Source organism: Neorhizobium sp. AL 9.2.2 (assembly GCF_013317225.1).
Classification (GTDB): Bacteria; Pseudomonadota; Alphaproteobacteria; order Rhizobiales; family Rhizobiaceae; genus Neorhizobium; species Neorhizobium soli.
Genome location: NZ_JAALXU010000003.1, coordinates 1 through 20,864, shown reverse-complemented (window position 1 = coordinate 20,864; position 20,864 = coordinate 1). Strand labels below are relative to the sequence as shown.

Annotated in this window: 18 protein-coding genes and 1 pseudogene; 7 read left to right on the top strand and 12 right to left on the bottom strand. The window is 61.2% G+C overall.

Features of this window, described 5'->3' with window-relative positions; genetic code table 11:
* Nucleotides 1–80: 80 nt before the first annotated feature.
* The 3 genes from G6K99_RS06640 to G6K99_RS06630 all read right to left on the bottom strand — a co-directional run bounded on the left by G6K99_RS06640 (nucleotide 81) and on the right by G6K99_RS06630 (nucleotide 4,121).
* Nucleotides 81–1,106, bottom strand: a complete 1,026-nt coding sequence (locus G6K99_RS06640; protein ID WP_062582080.1) for a LacI family DNA-binding transcriptional regulator — start codon at nucleotides 1,104–1,106, stop codon at nucleotides 81–83.
* Nucleotides 1,107–1,264: 158 nt separating this feature from the next.
* A complete protein-coding gene (locus G6K99_RS06635) occupies nucleotides 1,265–2,878 on the bottom strand; it encodes a DHA2 family efflux MFS transporter permease subunit (protein ID WP_174196080.1) in 1,614 nt (537 codons plus the stop codon).
* 43 nt (nucleotides 2,879–2,921) lie between these two features.
* Nucleotides 2,922–4,121 carry an HlyD family secretion protein gene (locus tag G6K99_RS06630; protein ID WP_174196079.1) on the bottom strand — a complete coding sequence of 400 codons (1,200 nt, stop codon included), beginning with the start codon at nucleotides 4,119–4,121 and terminating at the stop codon, nucleotides 2,922–2,924.
* A 134-nt stretch (nucleotides 4,122–4,255) separates the two neighbouring features.
* Between G6K99_RS06630 and G6K99_RS06625 the strand changes: the two genes are divergently transcribed.
* Complete coding sequence (locus G6K99_RS06625; RefSeq protein ID WP_062461212.1) at nucleotides 4,256–4,960, top strand: TetR/AcrR family transcriptional regulator; 705 nt, start codon at nucleotides 4,256–4,258, stop codon at nucleotides 4,958–4,960.
* 98 nt (nucleotides 4,961–5,058) lie between these two features.
* Complete coding sequence (locus tag G6K99_RS06620) at nucleotides 5,059–5,820, top strand: TerC family protein (protein WP_062461215.1); 762 nt, start codon at nucleotides 5,059–5,061, stop codon at nucleotides 5,818–5,820.
* Nucleotides 5,821–5,902: 82 nt separating this feature from the next.
* Here the strand turns inward: G6K99_RS06620 and G6K99_RS06615 are convergent, their stop codons facing one another.
* Nucleotides 5,903–6,445, bottom strand: a complete 543-nt coding sequence (locus G6K99_RS06615; RefSeq protein ID WP_174196078.1) for a glutathione peroxidase — start codon at nucleotides 6,443–6,445, stop codon at nucleotides 5,903–5,905.
* 240 nt (nucleotides 6,446–6,685) lie between these two features.
* On the opposite strand from G6K99_RS06615, the gene G6K99_RS06610 reads away from it, so the two are divergent.
* The 3 genes from G6K99_RS06610 (at nucleotide 6,686) to lysS (ending at nucleotide 11,768) form a co-directional block, all read left to right on the top strand.
* Nucleotides 6,686–8,458 carry an SLC13 family permease gene (locus tag G6K99_RS06610; RefSeq protein WP_113111912.1) on the top strand — a complete coding sequence of 591 codons (1,773 nt, stop codon included), beginning with the start codon at nucleotides 6,686–6,688 and terminating at the stop codon, nucleotides 8,456–8,458.
* A 177-nt stretch (nucleotides 8,459–8,635) separates the two neighbouring features.
* Nucleotides 8,636–10,093, top strand: a complete 1,458-nt coding sequence (gene gltX / locus G6K99_RS06605; protein WP_174196077.1) for a glutamate--tRNA ligase — start codon at nucleotides 8,636–8,638, stop codon at nucleotides 10,091–10,093.
* Nucleotides 10,094–10,268: 175 nt separating this feature from the next.
* Nucleotides 10,269–11,768, top strand: a complete 1,500-nt coding sequence (lysS, locus tag G6K99_RS06600; protein WP_174196076.1) for a lysine--tRNA ligase — start codon at nucleotides 10,269–10,271, stop codon at nucleotides 11,766–11,768.
* Nucleotides 11,769–12,210: 442 nt separating this feature from the next.
* Here lysS and G6K99_RS06595 read toward each other — a convergent pair whose 3' ends face one another.
* The 3 genes from G6K99_RS06595 to tal all read right to left on the bottom strand — a co-directional run bounded on the left by G6K99_RS06595 (nucleotide 12,211) and on the right by tal (nucleotide 16,730).
* Nucleotides 12,211–13,659 carry a hypothetical protein gene (locus G6K99_RS06595; RefSeq protein ID WP_174196075.1) on the bottom strand — a complete coding sequence of 483 codons (1,449 nt, stop codon included), beginning with the start codon at nucleotides 13,657–13,659 and terminating at the stop codon, nucleotides 12,211–12,213.
* Between the two features lie 246 nt (nucleotides 13,660–13,905).
* Nucleotides 13,906–15,612 (bottom strand): PAS domain-containing methyl-accepting chemotaxis protein, encoded by a 1,707-nt coding sequence (locus tag G6K99_RS06590; protein ID WP_174196074.1) that lies wholly within the window; start codon nucleotides 15,610–15,612, stop codon nucleotides 13,906–13,908.
* 152 nt (nucleotides 15,613–15,764) lie between these two features.
* On the bottom strand, nucleotides 15,765–16,730 hold the full coding sequence (gene tal / locus G6K99_RS06585; RefSeq protein WP_062461231.1) for a transaldolase: 966 nt from the start codon (nucleotides 16,728–16,730) through the stop codon (nucleotides 15,765–15,767).
* Nucleotides 16,731–16,903: 173 nt separating this feature from the next.
* Here tal and G6K99_RS06580 point away from each other — a divergent pair, with 173 nt between their 5' ends.
* Nucleotides 16,904–17,887 (top strand): sugar-binding transcriptional regulator, encoded by a 984-nt coding sequence (locus G6K99_RS06580; protein ID WP_174196073.1) that lies wholly within the window; start codon nucleotides 16,904–16,906, stop codon nucleotides 17,885–17,887.
* Here the strand turns inward: G6K99_RS06580 and G6K99_RS06575 are convergent.
* From G6K99_RS06575 to G6K99_RS06555, 5 genes are all read right to left on the bottom strand, one after another.
* Nucleotides 17,884–18,255, bottom strand: coding sequence for a type II toxin-antitoxin system RelE/ParE family toxin (locus tag G6K99_RS06575; protein WP_174196072.1), 372 nt, complete (start codon nucleotides 18,253–18,255; stop codon nucleotides 17,884–17,886). The two genes, G6K99_RS06580 and G6K99_RS06575, sit on opposite strands and share 4 nt — an antisense overlap.
* On the bottom strand, nucleotides 18,197–18,355 hold the full coding sequence (locus G6K99_RS06570) for a type II toxin-antitoxin system ParD family antitoxin (RefSeq protein WP_082471984.1): 159 nt from the start codon (nucleotides 18,353–18,355) through the stop codon (nucleotides 18,197–18,199). The genes G6K99_RS06575 and G6K99_RS06570 overlap by 59 nt, the downstream gene beginning before the upstream one ends.
* A 90-nt stretch (nucleotides 18,356–18,445) precedes the next feature.
* Entirely contained in the window at nucleotides 18,446–19,054 is a 609-nt protein-coding gene (locus G6K99_RS06565; RefSeq protein WP_244631401.1) for a dual specificity protein phosphatase family protein, read from the bottom strand.
* Nucleotides 19,055–19,148: 94 nt separating this feature from the next.
* Nucleotides 19,149–20,045: a bifunctional helix-turn-helix domain-containing protein/methylated-DNA--[protein]-cysteine S-methyltransferase gene (locus G6K99_RS06560; protein WP_174196071.1), complete on the bottom strand. Its 897-nt coding sequence runs from the start codon at nucleotides 20,043–20,045 to the stop codon at nucleotides 19,149–19,151.
* 66 nt (nucleotides 20,046–20,111) lie between these two features.
* Nucleotides 20,112–20,609, bottom strand: coding sequence for a DUF2244 domain-containing protein (locus G6K99_RS06555; RefSeq protein WP_113167014.1), 498 nt, complete (start codon nucleotides 20,607–20,609; stop codon nucleotides 20,112–20,114).
* A gap of 21 nt (nucleotides 20,610–20,630) precedes the next feature.
* Between G6K99_RS06555 and G6K99_RS06550 the strand changes: the two are divergent.
* Nucleotides 20,631–20,864, top strand: a pseudogene (locus G6K99_RS06550) (endonuclease III); the annotation flags it as partial.

The following is a 20,864-nucleotide window of genomic DNA, read 5'->3' as shown; positions in this document are numbered from 1 at the left end:
GCTGCCGCGTTTCGGCAGATCTTTGTTTCATCACGCGTCGTGTCCGGTCCGCTTGATACGATCCGGAGCACGATTGCCCGTCAGGGCAGGTTATCCTTCAAGAATATGTCGATACGAATGCGCTCCTGCGCGGCGATCACGGGAAGCCCGTCCGCCTTCGCCTTCAGAACCCTTATGGCGCTGCGCACTTCATGGCCCGCATCCTGGTTCAGCACCGCATCGACGACACCGTCGGCCAAGGCTGCGCGCGTCGATCGCGTCAGCTCATGCGCGATAATCACAGGTCTGCGTGCTTCCGGCAGGCTGCGCACAGCCTTGAGGATCCCGCGATTGCCGGCGCCGAGGCTGTAGAGCCCGATCACATCCGGATAGCGGCGAAACAGGCCCGTCACCAATTCCTCGGCAATTGCAGGATCGTCGCGCGCTTCGATCACCGGCAGGATGGCAAGCCGCGGAAAATCCTCCGATAGCACGGACAGAAACCCTTCCAGCCGCTCGCGGTGATCGCGCACCAGCATCGATCCGGCAACCATCGCCACCCGCCCGTCGCGACCGCTGAGAAACCTTCCGAGGAGATTGGCAGCGGTGCGCCCGGCCGCGTGGTTGTCGATCCCGGCGAAATGGTGCCGCTGCGAGCCCGGCAGGTCCGACACCAGCGTCACGACGGCGATGCCCGCCTCCCGCAGCCTTGCGACTGCGGCCTGCACGTCGCTACTTTCCACCGCCACGAACGCGACGCCGTCAGGCCTGTCGGCAAGCACGCCGTCCAGCATGGTCGACAAGGCCTGCCCGTCGAAAGGCGGCACGTCGACGACGCGGATACGAGTTCGCTCGGCACCGGAGCGACCAACCGCCTGCTCCACCTCTTCGCGCAAGCCGATCATAAACGAGTTGTCGTTCTCAGGCAGCACGAAGGTGAAGGCGTAAGTCCGTCCCTTGGCAAGGTTCGCCGCCGCCACGTCGCGCACGTAGCCGAGGACGGCGATCGCCTCCTCGACCTTCTCCTGGGTGATGCGCCGCACGCCCGGCCGACCGTTCAGCACACGGTCGACGGTCGCCAGGCTGACGCCGGCGCTACGCGCGATATCGTGTACGGTTGGCTTCATGCGGTCCTCCGCCGATCTTCGTAACGAAGTTTTTGAGGTACGTAAATCAGATTTATTTCATCACGCTCCGCCTTACGAATCGCAAAGGGGCCGCCGCGGTTTGCGACGACCCCTCTGCAGGCGGTGGTTCTTTGAAATGTTAAGCGCTAAATCCGCGATCAGTGGCCGCTGCCACCGCCGCCGCTTTGGGGCGCCGGCTTTTCGATCGCGGCAACGCCGAGGATCATCATCGCAAACAGCACGGTCAGGATCAGAAAAACGTCCGAGAACGACATCACCACGGCCTGCTTGGTCACCAGTTGCACCATCTGCCGGATCGCGCCGGTCGCACCATCCAGCCCGTAGGTATTCAGGTTGGATGCCATCGAGTCGAGCTGGTCGGAGGCGATCCGGTTGCCCCAGTCGAGATGCTCGCGCAGCCGCTCGTAATGCACGTCCTGGCGGTTGGACAAAAGCGTGCTGATGATCGCAAGCCCCACCGCGCCGCCGAGGTTGCGGGTCAGGTTGAACAGGCCGGACGCCCCTCGGATGCGGGCCGGAGACAAAGTGCCAAGCGCGATATTATTGATCGGCACCATGCACATCATCAGGCCAAAACCGCGCAGGATCTGCGGGATCAGAAGCTCGTAGAAGTCCCAATCGGCGGTGATGCCGGTCATGATATACGTGCCGGAGGCAAAGCTGATGAAACCGATCACCATCATCGCTCTCAGGTCCATCTTGGTCGACAGCTTGCCTGCGATCGGCGCCGTGACGAACATGGCAAGACCCGAGACGAACATCGTCTCGCCGATCATCTGGCTGTCGTAACCGCGGATGCGGCTGAGATAGACCGGGTAGATATAGGTGAGCCCGTAGAGCCCGATACCCATCACGAAGGAGAAGATCGAGCCGAACGCGAAGTTCCGGTTCGTAAACGCCGTCAGGTCCACGACGGGAAATTCCGAGGTAAAGGCGCGATAGAAGAAGACCAGGCAGCCAAGCCCCGATGCGATGGCACCGATGACGATCATGTGGTCGTTGAACCAGTCGTTGGAATTGCCCTCTTCCAGCACATACTCGAGACCGCCGAGGAACACGCCCATCGCTACAAGACCCCACCAGTCGAACTTCTTGAACAGCGACAGTTCCGGCTTGTCGAAGTCGATGAACCGCCAGGTCAGGATCGTCACGAAGATGCCGGGAATGATGTTGACCAGAAACAGCCAGTGCCACGAAAACGCGTTCGAGAGATAACCGCCGACCGTTGGTCCGATCGTGGGCGCAAGCGTCGCGATGAGCCCGATGATCGGCGAGACGAACGCCCGCTTCGACGGCGGGAAAATGGTGAAGGCTGCCGCAAACACAGACGGAATCATGCCGCCGCCGATAAAACCCTGGATCGCGCGGTAGACGATCATCTGGTCGATATTGGATGCCGTCGCCGCAAGCGCGCTCGCAGCCGTAAAGCCGGCAGCCGAGAACGCAAACAGATAGCGCGTCGAGACGATACGCGCCAAGGTGCCAGAAAGCGGGATCATGATGACTTCGGCGATCAGATACGACGTCTGCACCCAGCCAATTTCGTCCGAACCGGCCGAAAGACCCGCCTGAATTTCAGACAGCGACGCCGACACGATCTGGATGTCGAGGATCGACATGAACATGCCGACGACCATCGCGAAAAACGCGATCAGCCGGCCGGTCGGCATCTTCTCGTCCACCTTGGGAGCAGACGATGCCTGTGCCGCGGACGATATCGATCCTGCAGTTGTCGTTGCGCTCCCAGCCATGGGACCACCTCCGCCCCGATGGGGCTGTTAGGCCAAAGCCCAGTTACGTCTTGGGTGCGGTGCGGATGTCCACGTCGACGACAACGCTCAGACCCGCCCTGAGACGACCGCTGTCGAGCGCATCCTGCGGCAGGGCGATCCTGACCGGAACGCGCTGGATGATCTTGGTAAAGTTGCCCGTCGCGTTTTCCGGCGGCAGCAGCGAGAATACCGAGCCGGAAGCCGGCGCAAGCGATTCTACCGTCCCGATGATCGGCTCCTCGCTATAGGCATCTACATGCACTTCCACCTTGGAGCCGATCTCCAGATGCTGGATCTGCGTTTCCTTGAAATTGGCGTCGATATAGAGCTGGCGCGTCGGCACCAGCGCCATCAGCCGCTGTCCCGGCGAAACGAGATCGCCTTCCTGCACCGAGCGATTGCCGACAATCCCGTCATAGGGCGCCTTCAGAACGGTAAAGGACAAGTCGCGGGCCGCTTTGTCGCGCTGCAGTTCCAGCGTCCGGACCTGGCCTTCGGCTTCCTTGCGCTGCGCTTCAAGAATGGTGATGTTGGCTTCTGCCGACTTGATCGACGCATCGCCGCCGACAAGGTTGGCCTTGGCCTGATCGAGCGCAATCGTGGCGCTGTCGAGATCGGCGGTCGTGCCGACCGACTTGGCGGCAAGCTCGGTCTGGCGCTTGAGCGTGATCTCGGCACCGCGGACCGCTGCCTGCAGTGCAACCTTGGAGGCCTGCGCCTGGGCAAGGGTTGCCTGCGCACCTTCGACCTGTGCATCGATGCGAGTCAGCGACAGCTTTCCGGTTTCGATGGCGGCATTGGCCTGATCAAGCGCGTTCTGGTAATCGCCATTGTCGAGCGTCGCCAGCACATCGCCGGCCTTGACCTGCTGGTTGGCGGCGACATTCACTTTCGAAACGAAAGCCGTGACCTTTGGGGAAATCGTGGCAATATCGCCTTCGATATAGGCATCGTCCGTCGACACCATGAACCGGCCCGTCGTCCACCACTGATATCCATACCAGCCGCCACCGGCGAGCAGCGCCAGCACGATGATCGGCAGGATAAGGCCACGCTTGCCCTTCTTTGCCGGCGCGTCGGCCTTGGCTTCGGGCGATGGCGTTGCAACAGGTGCCGCAGGTTTCTCGGCAGCCGGCGACGCGTCGTCGCGCGCCGTGTCATCGGCATTCACATCTTCGTTTTTTACGGTGCGCAGCGCGCCGGCATTCTTGGAGGCCGTCATTGTCGTAACCATCTTTGAAAAGCGAAAACCGATCGAACCGATCAGTTCGGAGCGTTGACATAAAGCCTTCGATCACACATATCAAGACCACATCGAACCAATCGGTTCGAAAAAAACCGGAATGCTGAATTATAATGCCGAAACCGTTAAAGAGATCCGCGCCGCGAGACACGTCCCCCCGCACTGCAGGGCGTTTTGCTGCGGGCGAGGATCCAGCCAAGCGCAGCCAGATTATGGAAGGCGCGACGCGGGTTTTCATGAAGCTTGGTTTCGAAGCCGCAAGCATGAACGACATCACGCGCGAGGCCGGCGTTTCGAAGGGAACGATCTACGTCTACTTCCAGAACAAGGAAGATTTGTTCGTCGCCATGGTGGAACAGGAGCGCGCCGCCTTCCTCGCCACTGTTCGGTCCGTTCTGTCGACCAACGGCAATGTGGAAAAGAGCCTCTACGATTTTGGCGTCTCGTTCCTCAGCCACATGACGGAAGAGAAAATCATCACCGCGATGCGCACCGTGCTTGGCGTCCGCGAGCGTATGCCGGACCTGTGTCGGCGCTTTTTCCGCGGACCCGAAAATCTGCGCACCGTGATGCGCGACTTTCTCGCCCTCCACGTCGAGGCCGGCAGGCTGAATATCGACGATATCGAACTTGCCGCAGGCCAGTATATCGACCTCGTCAGCGGCGGCTATTTCAAGGTTCGTCTGTTCGGGTCGATGGAAGACGCCCCGTCAGACGAGGAAATCCACCGGACCATCCAAGGTGCAGTCCGCGTTTTCATGGCGGCCTATGGTTGTCATAACAAACCCGTGATCGATAATGGGGCTGATTCCGCCTGATTCTGGTCGGTCCATATTCAACCTACTCTTGTTTTTAATGGGTCGATCCCCAAATGCGGCGGGAAATTGCGCCCTTTGATTGAAAACAGGAGAGATGGATGGACATTGCAGCGCTGGTAGCAGACCCGACGGCCTGGGTAGCGCTCGTTACACTTGTGGTCATGGAAGTGGTGCTTGGCATCGACAACCTGATCTTCATCTCCATCCTCACCAACAAGCTGCCACCTGAGCATCGGGAAAAGGCACGCAAGATCGGTATCGGCCTGGCGCTGGTCATGCGTCTTGGTCTGCTCGGCACCGTTGCCTGGATCGTTCAGCTTACCAATCCGGTCTTTGAAGCCTTCGGTCACCCCTTCTCCTGGAAGGACATGATCCTGATCGCCGGTGGTCTGTTCCTCGTTTACAAGGCGACCAAGGAAATCCACCATTCCGTGGATGTGGTCGACAACAAGGAAGACATGGTCGGCGCCGGCAAGGAAGTCGTGCAGATGAGCTTCAGCGCCGCCATCGTGCAGATCCTGATCCTCGACCTGGTTTTCTCGATCGACAGCATCATCACCGCAGTCGGCATGACGCCGCATCTGCCGATCATGATCGTGGCCGTCGTCGCCGCTGTCACCGTGATGCTTCTGGCAGCAACCCCGCTCGCCAACTTCATCGAGAGAAACCCGACCATCGTCATGCTGGCTCTCGCCTTCCTGCTGATGATCGGCGGCACCTTGATCGTCGAAGGTTTTGGCGTGCACGTTCCGAAGGGCTATATCTACGCCGCCATGGCCTTCTCGGCCGGCGTCGAGGCCCTCAACATGTTCGCGAAGGGCGCCCGCGCCAAGAAAAAGGCCTCCGGTACGCTGCATTGACGTTGCCACAAACATCGACACGCAAAGGGCGCCCGCGAGGCGCCCTTTTTTGTGTTCAGTCCAAACGCCTGGTCCCGGCGGATCACCGCTCGGACAGTTCCCGGTCCAGCGCTTCGAGCAGCCGGTTATCGTCTGCGGTCACGTCAGGCGCGAAGCGTGCCTTGATCCGACCATCGCGTCCGATCAGAAACTTTTCGAAATTCCAGACGATCTCGCCATCTTTGATGTCCATGCCGCGGCCGCGCAGGCGCGCCTTCATCGGACCGTCGCCGGTGGTGGGCACCGGATCTGCGGTCAGCGCCTTGTAGAGCGGATGCTTGGCATCGCCCTTGACGGAAATCTTTGAGAAGATCGGAAACTTCACGTCATAGGTCAGCTGGCAGAATTCGACGATTTCCGTATCCGAGCCGGGCTCCTGCCCCATGAAGTCGTTGGCCGGAAAGGCTGCGATGACAAAGCCCCTGTCCCGCTTTTGTTCATAGAGTTTTTCCAACCCTTCATACTGCGTGGTCAGGCCGCATTTGGACGCGACGTTGACCACCAGCATGACTTTTCCACGGTATTCGGCAAGCGTCGTGTTCCGGCCGTCGGCAAGCTTGACGGGGATGGCAAGGATATCGGTCATGACGGCTCCGGGGGCTTTGGCGCAGGGGATTTGGCGCAAACAACTGCAGTTGATATTGTCTACTTATGCGTCCACCACGGTTTGTCCAGCAGACACGCCCTGAGCGGCGATAGACGCCTTTTGCGAAACGTCATCAGACTTTGCAACATTTGTGGCACTGGGGCATTCTAGGGCACGATCTTATCACCACGCCGATCATCGCCTATCGCTGCATCCCATTTCCAGCGCCCCCGGAGCCACATGACAACCCAGCAGATCCTTGCCTTTTCCGTCATCGCTGTGATGATGGCCGTCTTCATCTGGGATCGCTTCCGCTACGATGTGGTCGCCTGCTGTGCGCTCGTCGTGGCGGTGACGGTGGGGATCGTTCCGGTCGACCAGGCGTTTTCCGGCTTCTCGGATGATATCGTCATCATCGTCGGCAGCGCGCTGGTCGTTTCGGCAGGCGTTGCCCGCTCCGGCATCGTCGACATGGCGATCAAGAAGTTCTTCCCCAACCTCAACACGCTGCATACCCAGCTGGCACTGCTGATGATCGTCGTCGCCGTGCTGTCGGCCTTCATCAAGAATATCGGCGCGCTTGCCATCATGATGCCGGTAGCGTTCCAGTTCGCCCGCAAATCCGGTGCCTCGCCGTCGAAATACCTGATGCCGATGGCTTTCGCCGCTCTGCTCGGTGGCCTGATGACGCAGATCGGCACCTCGCCCAATATCGTCGTGTCGCGGATCCGCCAGGAACTGACCGGCGAATCCTTCACGATGTTCGACTTCACCCCGATGGGTGCGATTCTCGCCTTTGTCGGCATCACCTTTCTTCTGTTCTTCCACTGGCTGGTGCCCAGCCGCACAAAGCAGAACGATTCCCTCGAGGAAGCAGTCGAGATCACTAACTATACGTCCGAGGTAATGATTACCCCGCTGTCGACTGTTCTTGAAAAAACGGTCGCCGAGCTGTTGAAGATCGGCGATGGCGAGGTGATTGCCAATGCCGTCCTGCGCGGTCCGTCGCGCATGGCACCGTTCCCGGACCTCATCCTGCGTGAAAACGATGTCGTGCTGCTCGAAGGCCCGTCAAAGGCGCTCGACCGGATGGTATCCGGCGGCAGGCTGCAGCTCTCCGGCAAGCCGCTGATGGAAAACGGACAGGCCCAGGCCGATGTCATCTCCATCGAGGCGATCATCACCCAGGATTCACCGCTGAAGGGGCTTTCCGCCAAGGAACTGGCGCTCTCCTACACCCGTGGCGTCAATCTTCTGGCAATCAGCCGGCATGGCGAACGCCTCAAGCAGCGTCTTGGCACCATTACCCTGATGGCGGGCGACGTGATCGTGTTGCAGGGCAGCCGCAAGAACATGCCGACGGTGATGCAGGACTTCTCGCTTTTGCCGCTCGCTCAGCGCGAAGTGCTGCTCGGCACGCGGAGGCAGGCCTTCATTCCACTGATCATCCTGGCACTGGCGATGGGCACGACGGCCGTCGGGCTTGCCCCTGTGCCGGTCGCTTTCTTCGCGGCCGCTCTCGGTATGGTGGTTTTCCGCGCCATTCCGCTGACCGATTTCTACAAATCCGTTGATGGCCCGATCCTCGTCATGCTGGCGGCGCTCATCCCGGTTTCGGATTCTCTGCGAACCTCCGGCGGTAGCGAACTGATCGCCGGATGGCTCGGCCAAGCGGCGGCGACCTTGCCCGCCTGGGGCGCGATCGGCCTGATCCTCGTCACCGCCATGGCCGTCACGCCCTTCCTCAACAACGCAGCAACCGTGCTGGTCATGGGGCCGATCGCCGCAAGCTTTGCCACCAATCTCGGCTTTCGCCCCGAGCCCTTCCTGATGGCGGTGGCAATCGGCGCAGGCTGCGATTTCCTCACCCCCGTCGGCCACCAGTGCAACACACTGGTGTTCGGCCCCGGCGGCTACAAGTTCTCCGATTATCCGCGGCTAGGCCTGCCCTTGTCGTTCCTGATCATCGTCGTCAGCGTCCCGGCCCTCCTCTATATCTGGCCGGTAAACTAGTCCTCCCCGAGCTCGACCCACCCAGGCTGACCCCGTCCCTTCAACGAGGGGATCGGGGCAGCCGTTTTCGCCAAAAACCTTGACGCTCCCGCCTGAATATGGCCTAAGCCTGCGCCAATCCCTATTCAAAGGCACAGGCTTTGCGCAGCCATGCGCGCCGTGGAAAGAGCAGCATCCATGATCAATCCGACCCCTCGCGTCCGCATCGCTCCATCGCCCACCGGCGAGCCCCATGTCGGCACCGCTTACATCGCCCTCTTCAACTACCTCTTCGCGAAAAAGCACGGCGGCGAATTCATCCTGCGCATCGAAGATACCGACGCGACCCGCTCGACGCTCGAATACGAGCAGAAGGTGCTGGACGCGCTGAAATGGACCGGGCTTACCTGGGCGGAAGGACCTGATATCGGCGGCCCCTACGGCCCCTATCGCCAGTCCGACCGCAAGGACATGTACTGGCCGCACGCGCAGGATCTGCTCGACAAGGGCCACGCCTTCCGCTGCTTCTGCACGCCGGAGCGTCTGGAGCAGATGCGCGAAGGCCAGCGCGCCGCCGGCAAGCCGCCGAAGTATGACGGTCTCTGCCTGAAATACTCGGCCGAGGAAGTCACCGAAAAGATGGCGGCCGGCGAACAGTCGGTCGTGCGCATGAAGATCCCGACCGAAGGCTCGTGCGATTTTACCGACGGCGTCTATGGCGATGTCTCGATCCCGTGGGATTCGGTCGACATGCAGGTCCTGATCAAGGGCGACGGCATGCCAACCTATCACATGGCCAACGTCATCGACGACCATCTGATGAAGATCACCCACGTCGCTCGCGGCGAAGAGTGGCTGGCATCGGTGCCCAAGCACATTCTTCTCTATCGCTATTTCGGCTGGGAAGCGCCTGTCTTCATGCATCTCTCCCTCATGAGAAATGCCGACAAGTCGAAACTGTCCAAGCGCAAGAACCCGACCTCGATCAGCTATTACTCGGCGCTCGGCTACCTGCCGGAAGCCCTGATGAACTTCCTCGGCCTGTTCTTCGTGCAGATCGCCGAAGGCGAAGAGCTTCTGACCATGGATGAGATGATCAGCAGCTTCGATCCGGAAGCCCTGTCCAAGGCCGGCGCCATCTTCGACCTGCAGAAGCTGGACTGGGTGAACGGCCGCTGGCTGCGCGAAAAGCTGTCGCCGGAAGAGTTCGTGTCACGCACGCTGGAATGGGCGATGGAAAACCAGCGCCTGATCGAGGGTTTGAAGCACTCGCAGAGCCGCGTTTCCAAGCTCGGCGACCTGCCGAACCTCGCAGGCTTCCTGCTCGCCGCCGACGTCAACCTGACGCCTGCCTCGTTCGCTGGCCTCAAGACCTCGCCGGAAGACACGCTCGCGATCATCACCATGGTCCAGGCCGACATCGAAAAGATGATCGAATGGAACGTCGAGGCGATCGATGCCGAACTGCGCGCCGTCGCCGACAAGCTCGAAAAGAAGCTGCGCGTCGTCACCCCGCCGCTGTTCATCGCCATGTCCGGCTCGCAGCGCTCGCTGCCGTTGTTCGACAGCATGGCAATCCTCGGCCGCTCGGTCGTACGCCAGCGCCTGAAAATCGCCGCCGCCGTGGTGTCATCCATGGTGGGTGCGCAGAAGTAATACCTGCGGCGACAGCTTCCCTCCCCCTTGTGGGGAGGGTTAGGGAGGGGCCTTTTCTTACGCAAGCCGGGATACCCCTCCCCGTCGCTGCGCTCCGACCCTCCCCACAAGGGGGAGGGTTAGCCGAGCCCGCCGCATCGGCGAACCAGAACAACCAGCCTCGAAGGCAAAAACCATGACCGAGAACACCAAGACCGAAACCGCCCTCTCCTCCGACGCGACAGAAGTGCGCGCCCAGAAACTGGCAAAGCTGCGCGAAACCGTCGGCGACGTCTATCCGGCCCATTTCCACCGCACGATGACCAATGCGGAACTGGCGGAAAAGTACAAGGATCTCGAGGCTGACGTCGAAACCACCGATGTCGTCACGGTTGCCGGCCGCGTCTTTTCCTCGCGCAATTCCGGCATGTTCATGGACATCCATGACGCCGGCGGCAAGATTCAGATCTTCTCCCACAAGGACGTGACGCCCGAGGAAGCCCGGGCGATGCTGGCGTTGATCGACATCGGCGACATCATCGGCGTCACCGGCATCGTGCGCCGCACCAAGCGCGGCGAGCTGTCGATCAGCGCCCGCGAAATCACCATGCTGACCAAGTCGCTTTTGCCGATGCCGGAAAAGTGGAACGGCATTGCCGATGTCGAGATCCGCTACCGCAAGCGCCACCTCGACATCCTCAGCAACGAGGAAAGCAAGCTGCGCTTCCAGCAGCGCTCGAAGATCGTGTCGGGCATCCGCCGCTTCATGGAAGACGACGGCTTCATGGAAGTCGAAACGCCGATGCTGCATTCCGTCTATGGCGGCGCCACGGCCGAACCCTTCAAGACCCACCACAACACGCTGAAGCTCGACATGTACCTGCGCATCGCGCCGGAACTGTTCTTGAAGCGCACGCTTGTGTCGGGCCTGACCGACAAGGTGTTCGAGATCAACCGCAACTTCCGCAACGAAGGCGTCTCCACCCGGCACAATCCTGAATTCACGATGATGGAATGCTACTGGGCCTATGCCGACTACGAGGACATCATGGACCTCGTCGAACGCCTGTTCGCCGACCTTGCCATGAAGATCCACGGCTCGACCGAGTTCGCCTATGGCGACAAGCAACTGTCGTTCAAGGGCCCGTTCAAGCGCGTGCCGATGCCAGACGCCGTCAAGGAAGTCACCGGCATCGACTTCCTCGCCATGAAGACCGACGAGGAAGCCCGCACTGCAGCCAAGGCCGCCGGCTTCGAAGTCGAGAAGGACTGGACCTGGGGCGAATGCCTCGCCTTCATCTTCGAGGAAAAGGTCGAGGCCACGCTGATCCAGCCGAGCCACGTCACCCACTTCCCGAAGGACATCTCGCCCTTTGCCAAGGAAGTTCCGGGCGAACCGCGTCTGGTCGAGCGTTTCGAGACCTATTGCAACGCCTGGGAACTGGGCAATGCCTTCTCGGAACTGAACGACCCTGAAGAGCAGCGCAAGCGCATGGTCGAGCAGCTCGAGCAGGCCCATGCCCGCGGCGAGAAGGACAAGCAGCTCGACGACGAATTCCTCGACGCCATCGACCAGGGCATGCCCCCCGCCGGCGGCCTCGGCATCGGCGTCGACCGCCTGATCATGCTGCTCACCAACGCCCCGTCCATCCGCGACGTCATCCTCTTCCCGGCGCGCCGCGCCAAGGCGGATTGATCAGACAGACCTGCTCCTCTCCCCTGAAACAGGGAGAGGGTCAGACTGCCGACAAACGCTGAATAAGCTTGTTTGGCGAGAGGGACACCACACTCTCCCTCATCCCCGCCCTTGTGGCGGGGAGCCAGCGACACGACGTCCGTCGGGTCAAAGACTCTCTTAGCTCAAGGACTTGAGCTGACGGGATCCCCGCCAAAAGGGCGAGGATGAGGGGAGGTTGCGAACCGCATCGGTTCCAAAGTGACATCAAGAGTTGTTTGATAAAACCTTTGTCAGCAGCCTGACTCCTCTCCCTGAAACGGGCAGAGGATTAGTGGATCTTCTCGCAAGTTCCGACCATACGCAGCAACAGCCAACATGCTGTCCCCGCCCCGCCGCGCCAACGGGGCTCGATGGCAAGGGCCTCTCTGGACGATGGAGCAACCGATAGGTTGTTTTTTGACTAGGGCTTGCTGGCCGAACCAGCCTGTTGCGCCCGCAGCTTCTCAAGCCACGCGGCACCGGCCGCATCCGCGGCATTGGACCCGCCTGCTGCCGCGCCCGGCTGATCCGACGCGACCGTAGCGGCTGGCTCGGCGGCCTTGTCGTCATGCACGGCGTCGGCAGCCGAAGGCCGGCCGGAACGGATCTCGTCGTTGCCATCCTGCTTCGACCAGCGCTTGCCGCCCTCGGCAGAGGTGCGGGGCTCTGGCGCGGGCTCGGTCTTTGGCGAAGCCGGCTCAGCCGAGGCTTCGTCATGTGTGGCATCCGGCGCCGCGTCCGGAGCCTTGTCACTGGAACCGAAGAGCATCTCCTTCATGGAAGAGACAAAACTCTTCTGTTCGGTCGGTGCAGGTGTTTCTGCCGGCGCAGAGATAGGCTCAACCTTTGCGGCATGCTCTTTCGAACCGTCGGCTGTGTCATCCCCCGCTGCGGCTGGAGCTGGTGCATGACCATCCGACTTCGCGTCGATTGGATGCTCGCCGCCTTGCGGTGCAGCGTGCCCCTCGCCGTCCGGCGCATGCGCGGCGGCGGCAGGCGCTGCTTCCTCTTTCGAACCGAAGAGCATGCCAGTAACCGAACTCAGGAGACCGCCGCTTTCCTTGGCGGCAGGTTCCCCGCCCTCGCCATGGCCCGAGGCCGCTGCCTCGCCATGTCCTTCGGCAGGCGCGCTGCCGTGCTCGGCTGCCGACGCCTCTCCGTCAGCTGCAGGTGCGTCATGCCCACCGGAGGCTTCGCCATGTCCGGCAGGTTCATGACCCTTGGCAGGCTTCTTGTCATGCCCCTTGGTGGCGCCGTGTCCCCCTGCGGCTGCAGCCTCGGCCGCGGCGATCGCCACGGGGTCGATACAATCGGTCTTGTCGGTGAGACTTGCTTCGAGATGCTCGATATCGGCGAGCGGCATGTCGATGCGCTGGCCGTAATACTCGCCCTTGGATGTCGCAGCACCCTCGACATAAAATGCGGAATAGGGTTCCCGCGCTGCGCCATCAGGTGCCTTGGAAACATCTGGAATGTAGACGACCTGCGCGCCAATCATGCGGCCGCGCATTTCGGCACGGTCCTTCGGACCTGCCTTGGAGACCATCGCCACCTGGACGATGTCGGCCTTTTCCTTTTCCTGGATGGATTTTGCCACGCGCAACGCGGTGCGGATGCGGGCCATGCCGTCACCGGCGCCATCCGCCGAGGCAACCTCGTCGGCATTCACATAGCGGCGCACCCAGGTGCGTCCGTCGCGCTTGGTCGTGAACGTCTGCAACACAGAACAGGTCAGGCCGTTGAGATCGGCGTAGGACGGGCCGAAAAACTTTTCCTTGCCCACGAACACGGCCGCCGCGCCGCTGCCGGCGCAGAGCACGGAAACACCGCCGACGACCGCGAGCAGCTTCTTCGATAGCCGTATCTTCACGCGCCGAACTCCGGCATCTTCACCCCATCACGCACAACAAGACATGGAATACTCAAGCCGCAGTCTGCGCTACTCTGATTGAAGAAGCTTTAAGCCTGGGCTTTTCCTTCGCCCAACGCCTGTCCCGGAATGAGGCTCACGAGGCGCATCCACGCTCCGGCCGGCCCATCGCCCATCATGCTTGACCTTCAGACGACAAAAGGCCCGCATGACGCGGGCCTCTCCACCGGTCCGCTCGCTGTTGCGTCAGGCGGCCCTGCGGCCGCCGCCGGCACGCGGTGAACCCGTTTCGCGCATTTCGCCGCGCCTGTTGAGCTTGAAATGTCCGACCAGTTCCGACAACAGAGCCGCGCCGCTTGCAAGCTGGCGGCTGATGCCGGTCGTGTGCTCCACCATCGCCGCGTTCTGCTGCGTCATCCGGTCCAGCTGCGAAACCGTCTGGTTGATGTCGGACAGGCCACCCGACTGTTCCTGCGCCGCAGTGGCCAGCGACTGGACATTCTGGTCGATCGAGGCGACAAACCGTTCGATCTCGTGCAGCGCGGCGCCCGTCGCGTCGACAAGGCGCACGCCCTCCGTGACCTGCCGGCCGGAATTCTCGATCAGTCCCTTGATCTCCTTGGCGGCTTTGGCGGAACGCTGCGCCAGTTCACGCACCTCCTGTGCCACAACCGCAAAGCCCTTGCCCGCCTCGCCCGCACGGGCCGCCTCGACGCCGGCATTGAGCGCCAGAAGATTGGTCTGGAACGCGATCTCGTCGATCACGCTGATGATCTTGGTAATCTCGGACGATGCGCCTTCGATCCGCTTCATCGCCGTGATGGTTTCCTGCACCACGCAGGAGGACGTGGTCGCAGATTGCAGCGCGCCCTTGACCAGCTTGCGGGTTTCCTCCGCATTGGTGTTGGAGGACCTTACCGTCTCCGTCACCTGCTCCAGCGCCGCCGTCGTTTCTCGAAGCGACGCTGCCTGCTCCTTGGTGCGGGCGGACAGCTGGTCGGCCGCCACCTGCATGTCCTGGCTGCTGTCGTTGAGGCTGGAAGTCTGCTGCAGGACCCCCATCAGCGTCTGTTGGAACGCCCCGATCGAGGCGTTGAAGTCCCGGCGCAGCGGCTCGAATTCCACGATGAAGGGCGTATCCAGCGTCTGCTGGATATTGCAATCGGCGAGACGTGCAAGTCCGGTGCCGAGATCGTTGACCACCCTTACCCGTTCGCTCACATCCGTTGCGAACTTGACGACCTTGAACACCCGTCCGCTGTCGTCGATGATCGGGTTGTAGGATGCCTGGATATAGATCTTCTCGCCGGTCTTGGTGATGCGGGTGAACTGATCGGCCGAAAAGGTGCCGCGTCCGAGCTTCCTCCAGAACTCCTGATAGTCCGACGAGCGCGCATAGTCGGGTTCGCAGAAGATAGAATGGTGCTTGCCTACGATCTCATCGAGACGGTAGCCGACGGCGGCACAGAAATTGTCGTTGGCGTTGAGGATCTCGCCTGTCGGCGAAAATTCGATGATCGCCTGCGCCCGCGACAGTGCCTCAAGCTTGCCCCGGTCCTCGAGCGCCCGCTTGCGCGCTTCCGTGATGTCGGTCGCAAACTTCACGACCTTGTAAGGCTTGCCGCCTTTCAGAATCGGATTGTAGGTGGCTTCGATCCAGATCTCGCGGCCGCCTTTGCCCACGCGTTTGTATTTGCCCTGATCGAACGCGCCTGTGGAAAGCCGTGCCCAGAACGCCGAGTAATCTGAGGAAGCTGCATCGGCCGGATCGACGAACATGCTGTGATGCCTGCCGACGATTTCGTCCAGGCGGTAGCCGAGCGCATTGCAGAAGTTTTCGTTGGCATCGAGTATGATGCCCTTCAGGTCGAATTCGATGATCGCCTGCGACCGGTTGAGGGCCTTGATCACGGCGGCGTTGGACAAGATACGGCCAAAAGAAATCCCAGCCATCGATGCGCTCCAGCTTCAAAGTGATTTGTAGGCTGAAAGATCTAGGAGTTCCGGCTAAACGTTCGGTTAACCCTGTGCCTCGGCCGTGCACATTAGGAAAACGAAAAAGACCCGCACGAGGCGGGCCTTGTCATTGGAAAACGTTGAGGAAATCAGGCCGCGGCGCGGACCAGTTCCTTCTTCACGAGCTCGCGGAGCGCGCCGAGATCCTTGTTGAACGCCCGGATGCCGTCCGAAAGCTTTTCGGTCGCCATCTGGTCTTCGTTGAGCATCCAGCGGAAGGTCTTTTCGTCCATCTTGATCGGCGCGGCCGGCTCGAACTTTTCAGGCGAAAGCTTGCGCTCGAGCGTGCCTTCAGCCTTGTCGAGCTCGTCGAGCAGGTTCGGCGAAATCGTCAGGCGGTCGCAACCGGCAAGAGCTTCGATCTCGCCGACATTGCGGAACGAGGCGCCCATGACGATCGTCGAGATGCCGTTCGCCTTGTAGTAATTGTAGATCGAACGCACCGAGACGACGCCCGGATCGGTCTCGGACGTGTAGTCTTCACCGGTCGACTTCTTGTACCAATCGAGAATGCGCCCAACGAAAGGTGAGATCAGGAACGCCTTGGCGTCCGCGCAGGCAACGGCCTGGGCATGGCTGAACAGAAGCGTCAGATTGCAGTCGATGCCTTCGGCCTGCAGGACTTCGGCAGCCTTGATGCCTTCCCAGGTGGAGGCAAGCTTGATCAGGATGCGTTCGCGCTCGATGCCGCGATCCTTGTAGGCTGCAATGATCTTGTGCGCCTTGGTAATCGAACCTTCGGTATCGAAGGAAAGGTCGGCATCCACTTCGGTCGAAACGCGGCCGGGGACAATTCCAGCAAGCGCCGCGCCCACGTCGATGGCGAGCTTGTCAGCTATGGCAACCGTGATCGCGTCGTCGCTGCCGCCCTGTTTGCGGCCCCAGGCAACCGTTTCCTGGAACGTGTCGGCAAATGCCGGCGAACCGATCGCCTTCAGAACGATCGACGGGTTGGTGGTGCAATCGACCGGCTTGAGGCGGGTCACCGCCTCGATGTCGCCCGTGTCGGCGACGACCGTTGTCATGGAACGAAGCTGCTCTAGTTTCGACGTCATCCGAATAAATCCTTGTTAAGCGAATACAAACGCTCGGGGCGTCGTATGGTTTCTGGATCGCTGTTGACCGGATAACAACCCTTCAGGGTAAAGAAGTCAAGACATTTGTCCTTCACAATTGACATATGTTTCACGTCAGCCCTATGGTCCTGAATGAAAAAGGACATCAGAATTTGGCCAAGCTGAGACGCGATACCCACACCGCATATTCGGAAGCGTCCTCCCTGCGGCTTCGCGCTGCCTGGCTCTACTACAACCAGGGCCTGACGCAGAAGGAGGTAGCCGAGCGGCTCGGCATCAGTCGCTCGACCGTCATCCGCCTGCTCGACGAGGCAATGAAACGCTCCGAAGTACAGATCTGGATCTCGGAAGGCATCGACACCTGTGTCGAGCTGGCGACCAAGCTGGAACGCGCCTACGGACTGGACGAGGCAGTCGTGGTGCCTGCCCCGCGTGACAACAGCGCCGATGCGCTGGCCGGCGCCGTCGGTCTGGCGCTTGGCCAGTTCCTGTCGGAAGCGATCCAGAACGACATGACGATCGGCGTCGGCTGGGGCCGCACGATGACCGCGGCGCTTTCGAGCTTCCGCCCGCCCCGTCGCGAACGCTGCAAGGTCGTCTCGCTGCTCGGCGGCATCGTCGCCGTCCACCAGACCAACCCGATCGACTTCACCTGGCGCTTTGCCGGTCAGCTGGGCGCCGAATGCTTCATGTTCCTTGCCCCGCTTCTGGTCGACAGCGTCGCCACCAAACGGGCGCTGATCGAGAAATGCGGCCTCGATGCCGTCTATGACCTCGCCGAGAGCCTCGATCTCGCCGTCGTCAGCTGCGGTGATATCGGCCCGCATTCGACCTCGCTGTCGGAAGGCTTCATTTCAGCCACCGAACTCGAGCGGCTGATCGCCGCCGGCTGTGTCTGCGACACGATGTTCAATTTCCTCGACGAGGAAGGCCGGTCCGTCGATCAGAAGCTCAACGAGCGGGTGATGTCTGTCGATCTCGATACGCTCGCCAAGGCAAAGCACATCGTCCTCTCCTCCGGCGGCACACACCGCGCCATCGCCATCCGCGCCACCATCCGACGCATCGGCTGCAACACCCTCATCACCGACGAAACCGCCGCAGTGGAGCTGCTGCGGCTGGCGGATGTGGATTAGGACCGCTCGCTTTCATCGCCGAATGCTGACGTGAGGTGCCTTTCGAGATCGACAGCGTCATGAAGCACGCGACCGATCCCGGCAAGCGACGGTTCAAGATACCGATAGAGAATGAAGTGGCGAGGCTGCACGACCGGTCCGCTTGCGTGCTTAGCCCTCGTCCGGCTATGCCTGAGATGGAAGCTGCGTATGCCTGCCCCAAGCTCCGCCCTATCGATTGAGTCCGGCCGGGTCGGGTCTTGCGACAAATCGCGAAAGGCAGTCACGAGAAGCTGTTCGTCACGGCGCCTTGCGCCGCGTCCGAAGTTCTCATCCGTATAGGCAATGATCTTGGTGATGTCGGCCTGGGCAGATAAGCCGCAGTGCATCGCCCACGATTTCGCTGGCGTTCTGATAGCGTCCCGTTTCCAGAAGCCGCGCGATCACCTGCTGGTGGTGCTCTGTCAGAACGACGTTGCATGTTGGCATGTTGGCTCCTTGGAACTGGCCGAGATCCCAGCGCATTGGGCACGACCCGCCAACTGCCGGCAGAGTTTCCCAGCCTCGGCCGCAACGACGTCAGAGATCGATATCCGTTGTCAGCAATGCAATCCTGTCGCGCCAGGAATGGTGCTCGAGCCGCTCCCATGTCCTATCCATGGCATAGGCCGACGAGATGACCGGAATACCGATATGGCCGAAGTAGAGGGAAAGCTGGCGCTCGGCGATCTCTTCGGACATGCCGGCGATCTCGCTGCTGTAAAGTCCGGCGGCAAGGCCGGTGCGGTCGGAACCCGAGCGGCAATGGATCAGGATCGGCTTCGGTGCGTCCCGCATCATCGTGACAAGCCGGTCCGCCTCCGCTTCGCTCAACTGCCTGGAAGCCGACATCCGGAAATCGAGATGCATCAGGCCAAGCCTTTTTGCGGCAGAGACCTCCTCGGCATACCATCCGGCCTTGTCGTCCTCACCGCGCAAGTTGACGATGGTGCGGATGCCGTAGGTCTTTGCATAGGTCTCGATATCGGCGGCACCCGGCTGGGCAGACCGGTAGAGCTCGCCGTCGATCACCGTATGGAAATTGCCGCTGAGCTGCAGATACCCGAGATAGGCCCCCAAACCCAGAGCGGCAGCGAAAATCGCCGAGGCTCCCATGCGAAACCAGCTTCTGACGCGTGACTGTTCCATGCTGCCGTCCGTTGAAGTGCAGGATGGCAATCATTTCGGCCTGTTTGCTGACACGCACCTGAAGGACGGCAGGTTGTCGGGCGGACTGTGCGGCTCAGGCGTTGCCTGTCTCCCAGCCCAGGATCGCCCGCTTGCGGGTCAGACCCCAGTGATACCCGGTCAAAGCCCCGTTCTTCGCCACAGCCCGGTGGCAGGGCACGACGAAGGAGATCGGGTTGGCGCCGATTGCGGCACCCACTGCCCGGCTTGCCGTCGGCTGGCCGATATCGGAGGCGACGGCGGAATAGGTGACCGCCTTGCCGAACGGGATCTTCAACAGGCTTTGCCACACCTTGAGCTGAAAATCAGTGCCGATCAGAACGACATTGAGCGGCCGGTCGGCCGTCCATTGGCCCCGGTCGAAGATGCGGCCGATATAAGGCGCCGTCGCTTCACTGTCCTCGACATAGGCCGCATTCGGCCAGCGCCGCACCATGTCCTCGAAGGCCGGCTTTTCGCCGCCGAGATCGGAAAACGCCAGGCCAGAAAGCCCACGCTCCGTCGCCATGACAAGCGCCATGCCGAATGGCGACGGGTGGAACCCGTAGCGGATCGTCAGACCCGCGCCCCTTCCCTTCCATTCGCCCGGCGACATCGCCTCATGGGTCACGAACAGATCGTGCAGGCGGCCGGGTCCCGAGAGACCGAGTTCATAGGACGTCTCCAGAAGCGGCAGACCTTCCTGGCCGAGCAGCCGCTTGGCATGATCGAGCGTCACCGCCTGCAGGAAGGCCTTGGGCGACAGACCCGCCCAGCGGGTGAACACCTTTTGCAACTGTGTCGGCGACTGGCCAAGTTCGGCAGCGATCGTTTCGAGCGAAGGCTGCGCGCGATAATCGAGCGTCAGCATCTCGATGACACGCCGCACCGTCTCGTAGTCGGAGCCATCAGGCGTCACGTCGATGCCGGGTGCGGACATGTCGGGCCTGGAAAGCGAAGCAAGAGCGTTCATGGCAATCTCCCTGTGCCCTATAGATGCACGCTCGATCCCATCAGAGCCACCCGTTTCTTGACAGGATCACAACCGTCTCGTGACGGTCGCAAGCGCTCCGCGAAATGCCCTCGCAAAGCTCTCACGATCGTCCGGGTTCAGAAACGAACCGATTTCGGTCTGCCGTCCCTCACCCGAGACCTGCATCGCCGTAATCCCGAATTCCTCGTGCCTGCTGACATTGAATCGCGCCCAAAACGGGTTGTAGCGATGCTCCACCATCCGCCCCGTTGGAGAAAATTTCCGGATCGACAGATTGGTCCTCGACACCGTGACTTCCTCGCGCTGCCGGCCGGAACGGTAGCTGAGTTTCAGCGCGCCATAGAGAAGCAGGAAATCGAAACCGAGAAACAAGCCGATCGGCCAGGCGCCGGTCGCCAGGAAGAAAAGGCCGTAGAACAGGCAGACGGCACCCGATATCGACAGCACGACGAAAAACCCGCGTCGGCCAAGCGACCGATAGGGCGTCAGTTCGGCTGCAAAGACCGGTTTCTCATCGATCGGCTGCGCGTTGATTTCCGTCATGGGGCGAGACTATACAGTGTCATGGCCCTTGCGAAAATCAAATCCACGAAAACCCCGGCGACAAAAAGCAGCACCGCCAAAAGCCAGAAGCCGAAACGCTTCAAGCCGGCCTATACGCCTGACGAAATGGTGGAGATCTTCCGCCGCTTCTCGGTGCAGCGGCCGGAGCCGAAGGGCGAGCTCGAGCACGTGAACCCGTTTACGCTCGTCGTTGCCGTGGCGCTGTCGGCGCAGGCAACCGATATCGGCGTCAAC

What these genes read in the sequence shown, in the direction of transcription:
- G6K99_RS06640 (WP_062582080.1), bottom strand. Translation starts at nt 1,106, where the DNA reads ATGAAGCCAACCGTACACGATATCGCGCGTAGCGCCGGCGTCAGCCTG.
- G6K99_RS06635 (WP_174196080.1), bottom strand. Translation starts at nt 2,878, where the DNA reads ATGGCTGGGAGCGCAACGACAACTGCAGGATCGATATCGTCCGCGGCA.
- G6K99_RS06630 (WP_174196079.1), bottom strand. Translation starts at nt 4,121, where the DNA reads ATGACGGCCTCCAAGAATGCCGGCGCGCTGCGCACCGTAAAAAACGAA.
- G6K99_RS06625 (WP_062461212.1), top strand. Translation starts at nt 4,256, where the DNA reads ATGCCGAAACCGTTAAAGAGATCCGCGCCGCGAGACACGTCCCCCCGC.
- G6K99_RS06620 (WP_062461215.1), top strand. Translation starts at nt 5,059, where the DNA reads ATGGACATTGCAGCGCTGGTAGCAGACCCGACGGCCTGGGTAGCGCTC.
- G6K99_RS06615 (WP_174196078.1), bottom strand. Translation starts at nt 6,445, where the DNA reads ATGACCGATATCCTTGCCATCCCCGTCAAGCTTGCCGACGGCCGGAAC.
- G6K99_RS06610 (WP_113111912.1), top strand. Translation starts at nt 6,686, where the DNA reads ATGACAACCCAGCAGATCCTTGCCTTTTCCGTCATCGCTGTGATGATG.
- gltX (WP_174196077.1), top strand. Translation starts at nt 8,636, where the DNA reads ATGATCAATCCGACCCCTCGCGTCCGCATCGCTCCATCGCCCACCGGC.
- lysS (WP_174196076.1), top strand. Translation starts at nt 10,269, where the DNA reads ATGACCGAGAACACCAAGACCGAAACCGCCCTCTCCTCCGACGCGACA.
- G6K99_RS06590 (WP_174196074.1), bottom strand. Translation starts at nt 15,612, where the DNA reads ATGGCTGGGATTTCTTTTGGCCGTATCTTGTCCAACGCCGCCGTGATC.
- tal (WP_062461231.1), bottom strand. Translation starts at nt 16,730, where the DNA reads ATGACGTCGAAACTAGAGCAGCTTCGTTCCATGACAACGGTCGTCGCC.
- G6K99_RS06575 (WP_174196072.1), bottom strand. Translation starts at nt 18,255, where the DNA reads ATGCACTGCGGCTTATCTGCCCAGGCCGACATCACCAAGATCATTGCC.
- G6K99_RS06570 (WP_082471984.1), bottom strand. Translation starts at nt 18,355, where the DNA reads ATGCCAACATGCAACGTCGTTCTGACAGAGCACCACCAGCAGGTGATC.
- G6K99_RS06565 (WP_244631401.1), bottom strand. Translation starts at nt 19,054, where the DNA reads ATGGAACAGTCACGCGTCAGAAGCTGGTTTCGCATGGGAGCCTCGGCG.
- G6K99_RS06560 (WP_174196071.1), bottom strand. Translation starts at nt 20,045, where the DNA reads ATGAACGCTCTTGCTTCGCTTTCCAGGCCCGACATGTCCGCACCCGGC.
- G6K99_RS06555 (WP_113167014.1), bottom strand. Translation starts at nt 20,609, where the DNA reads ATGACGGAAATCAACGCGCAGCCGATCGATGAGAAACCGGTCTTTGCA.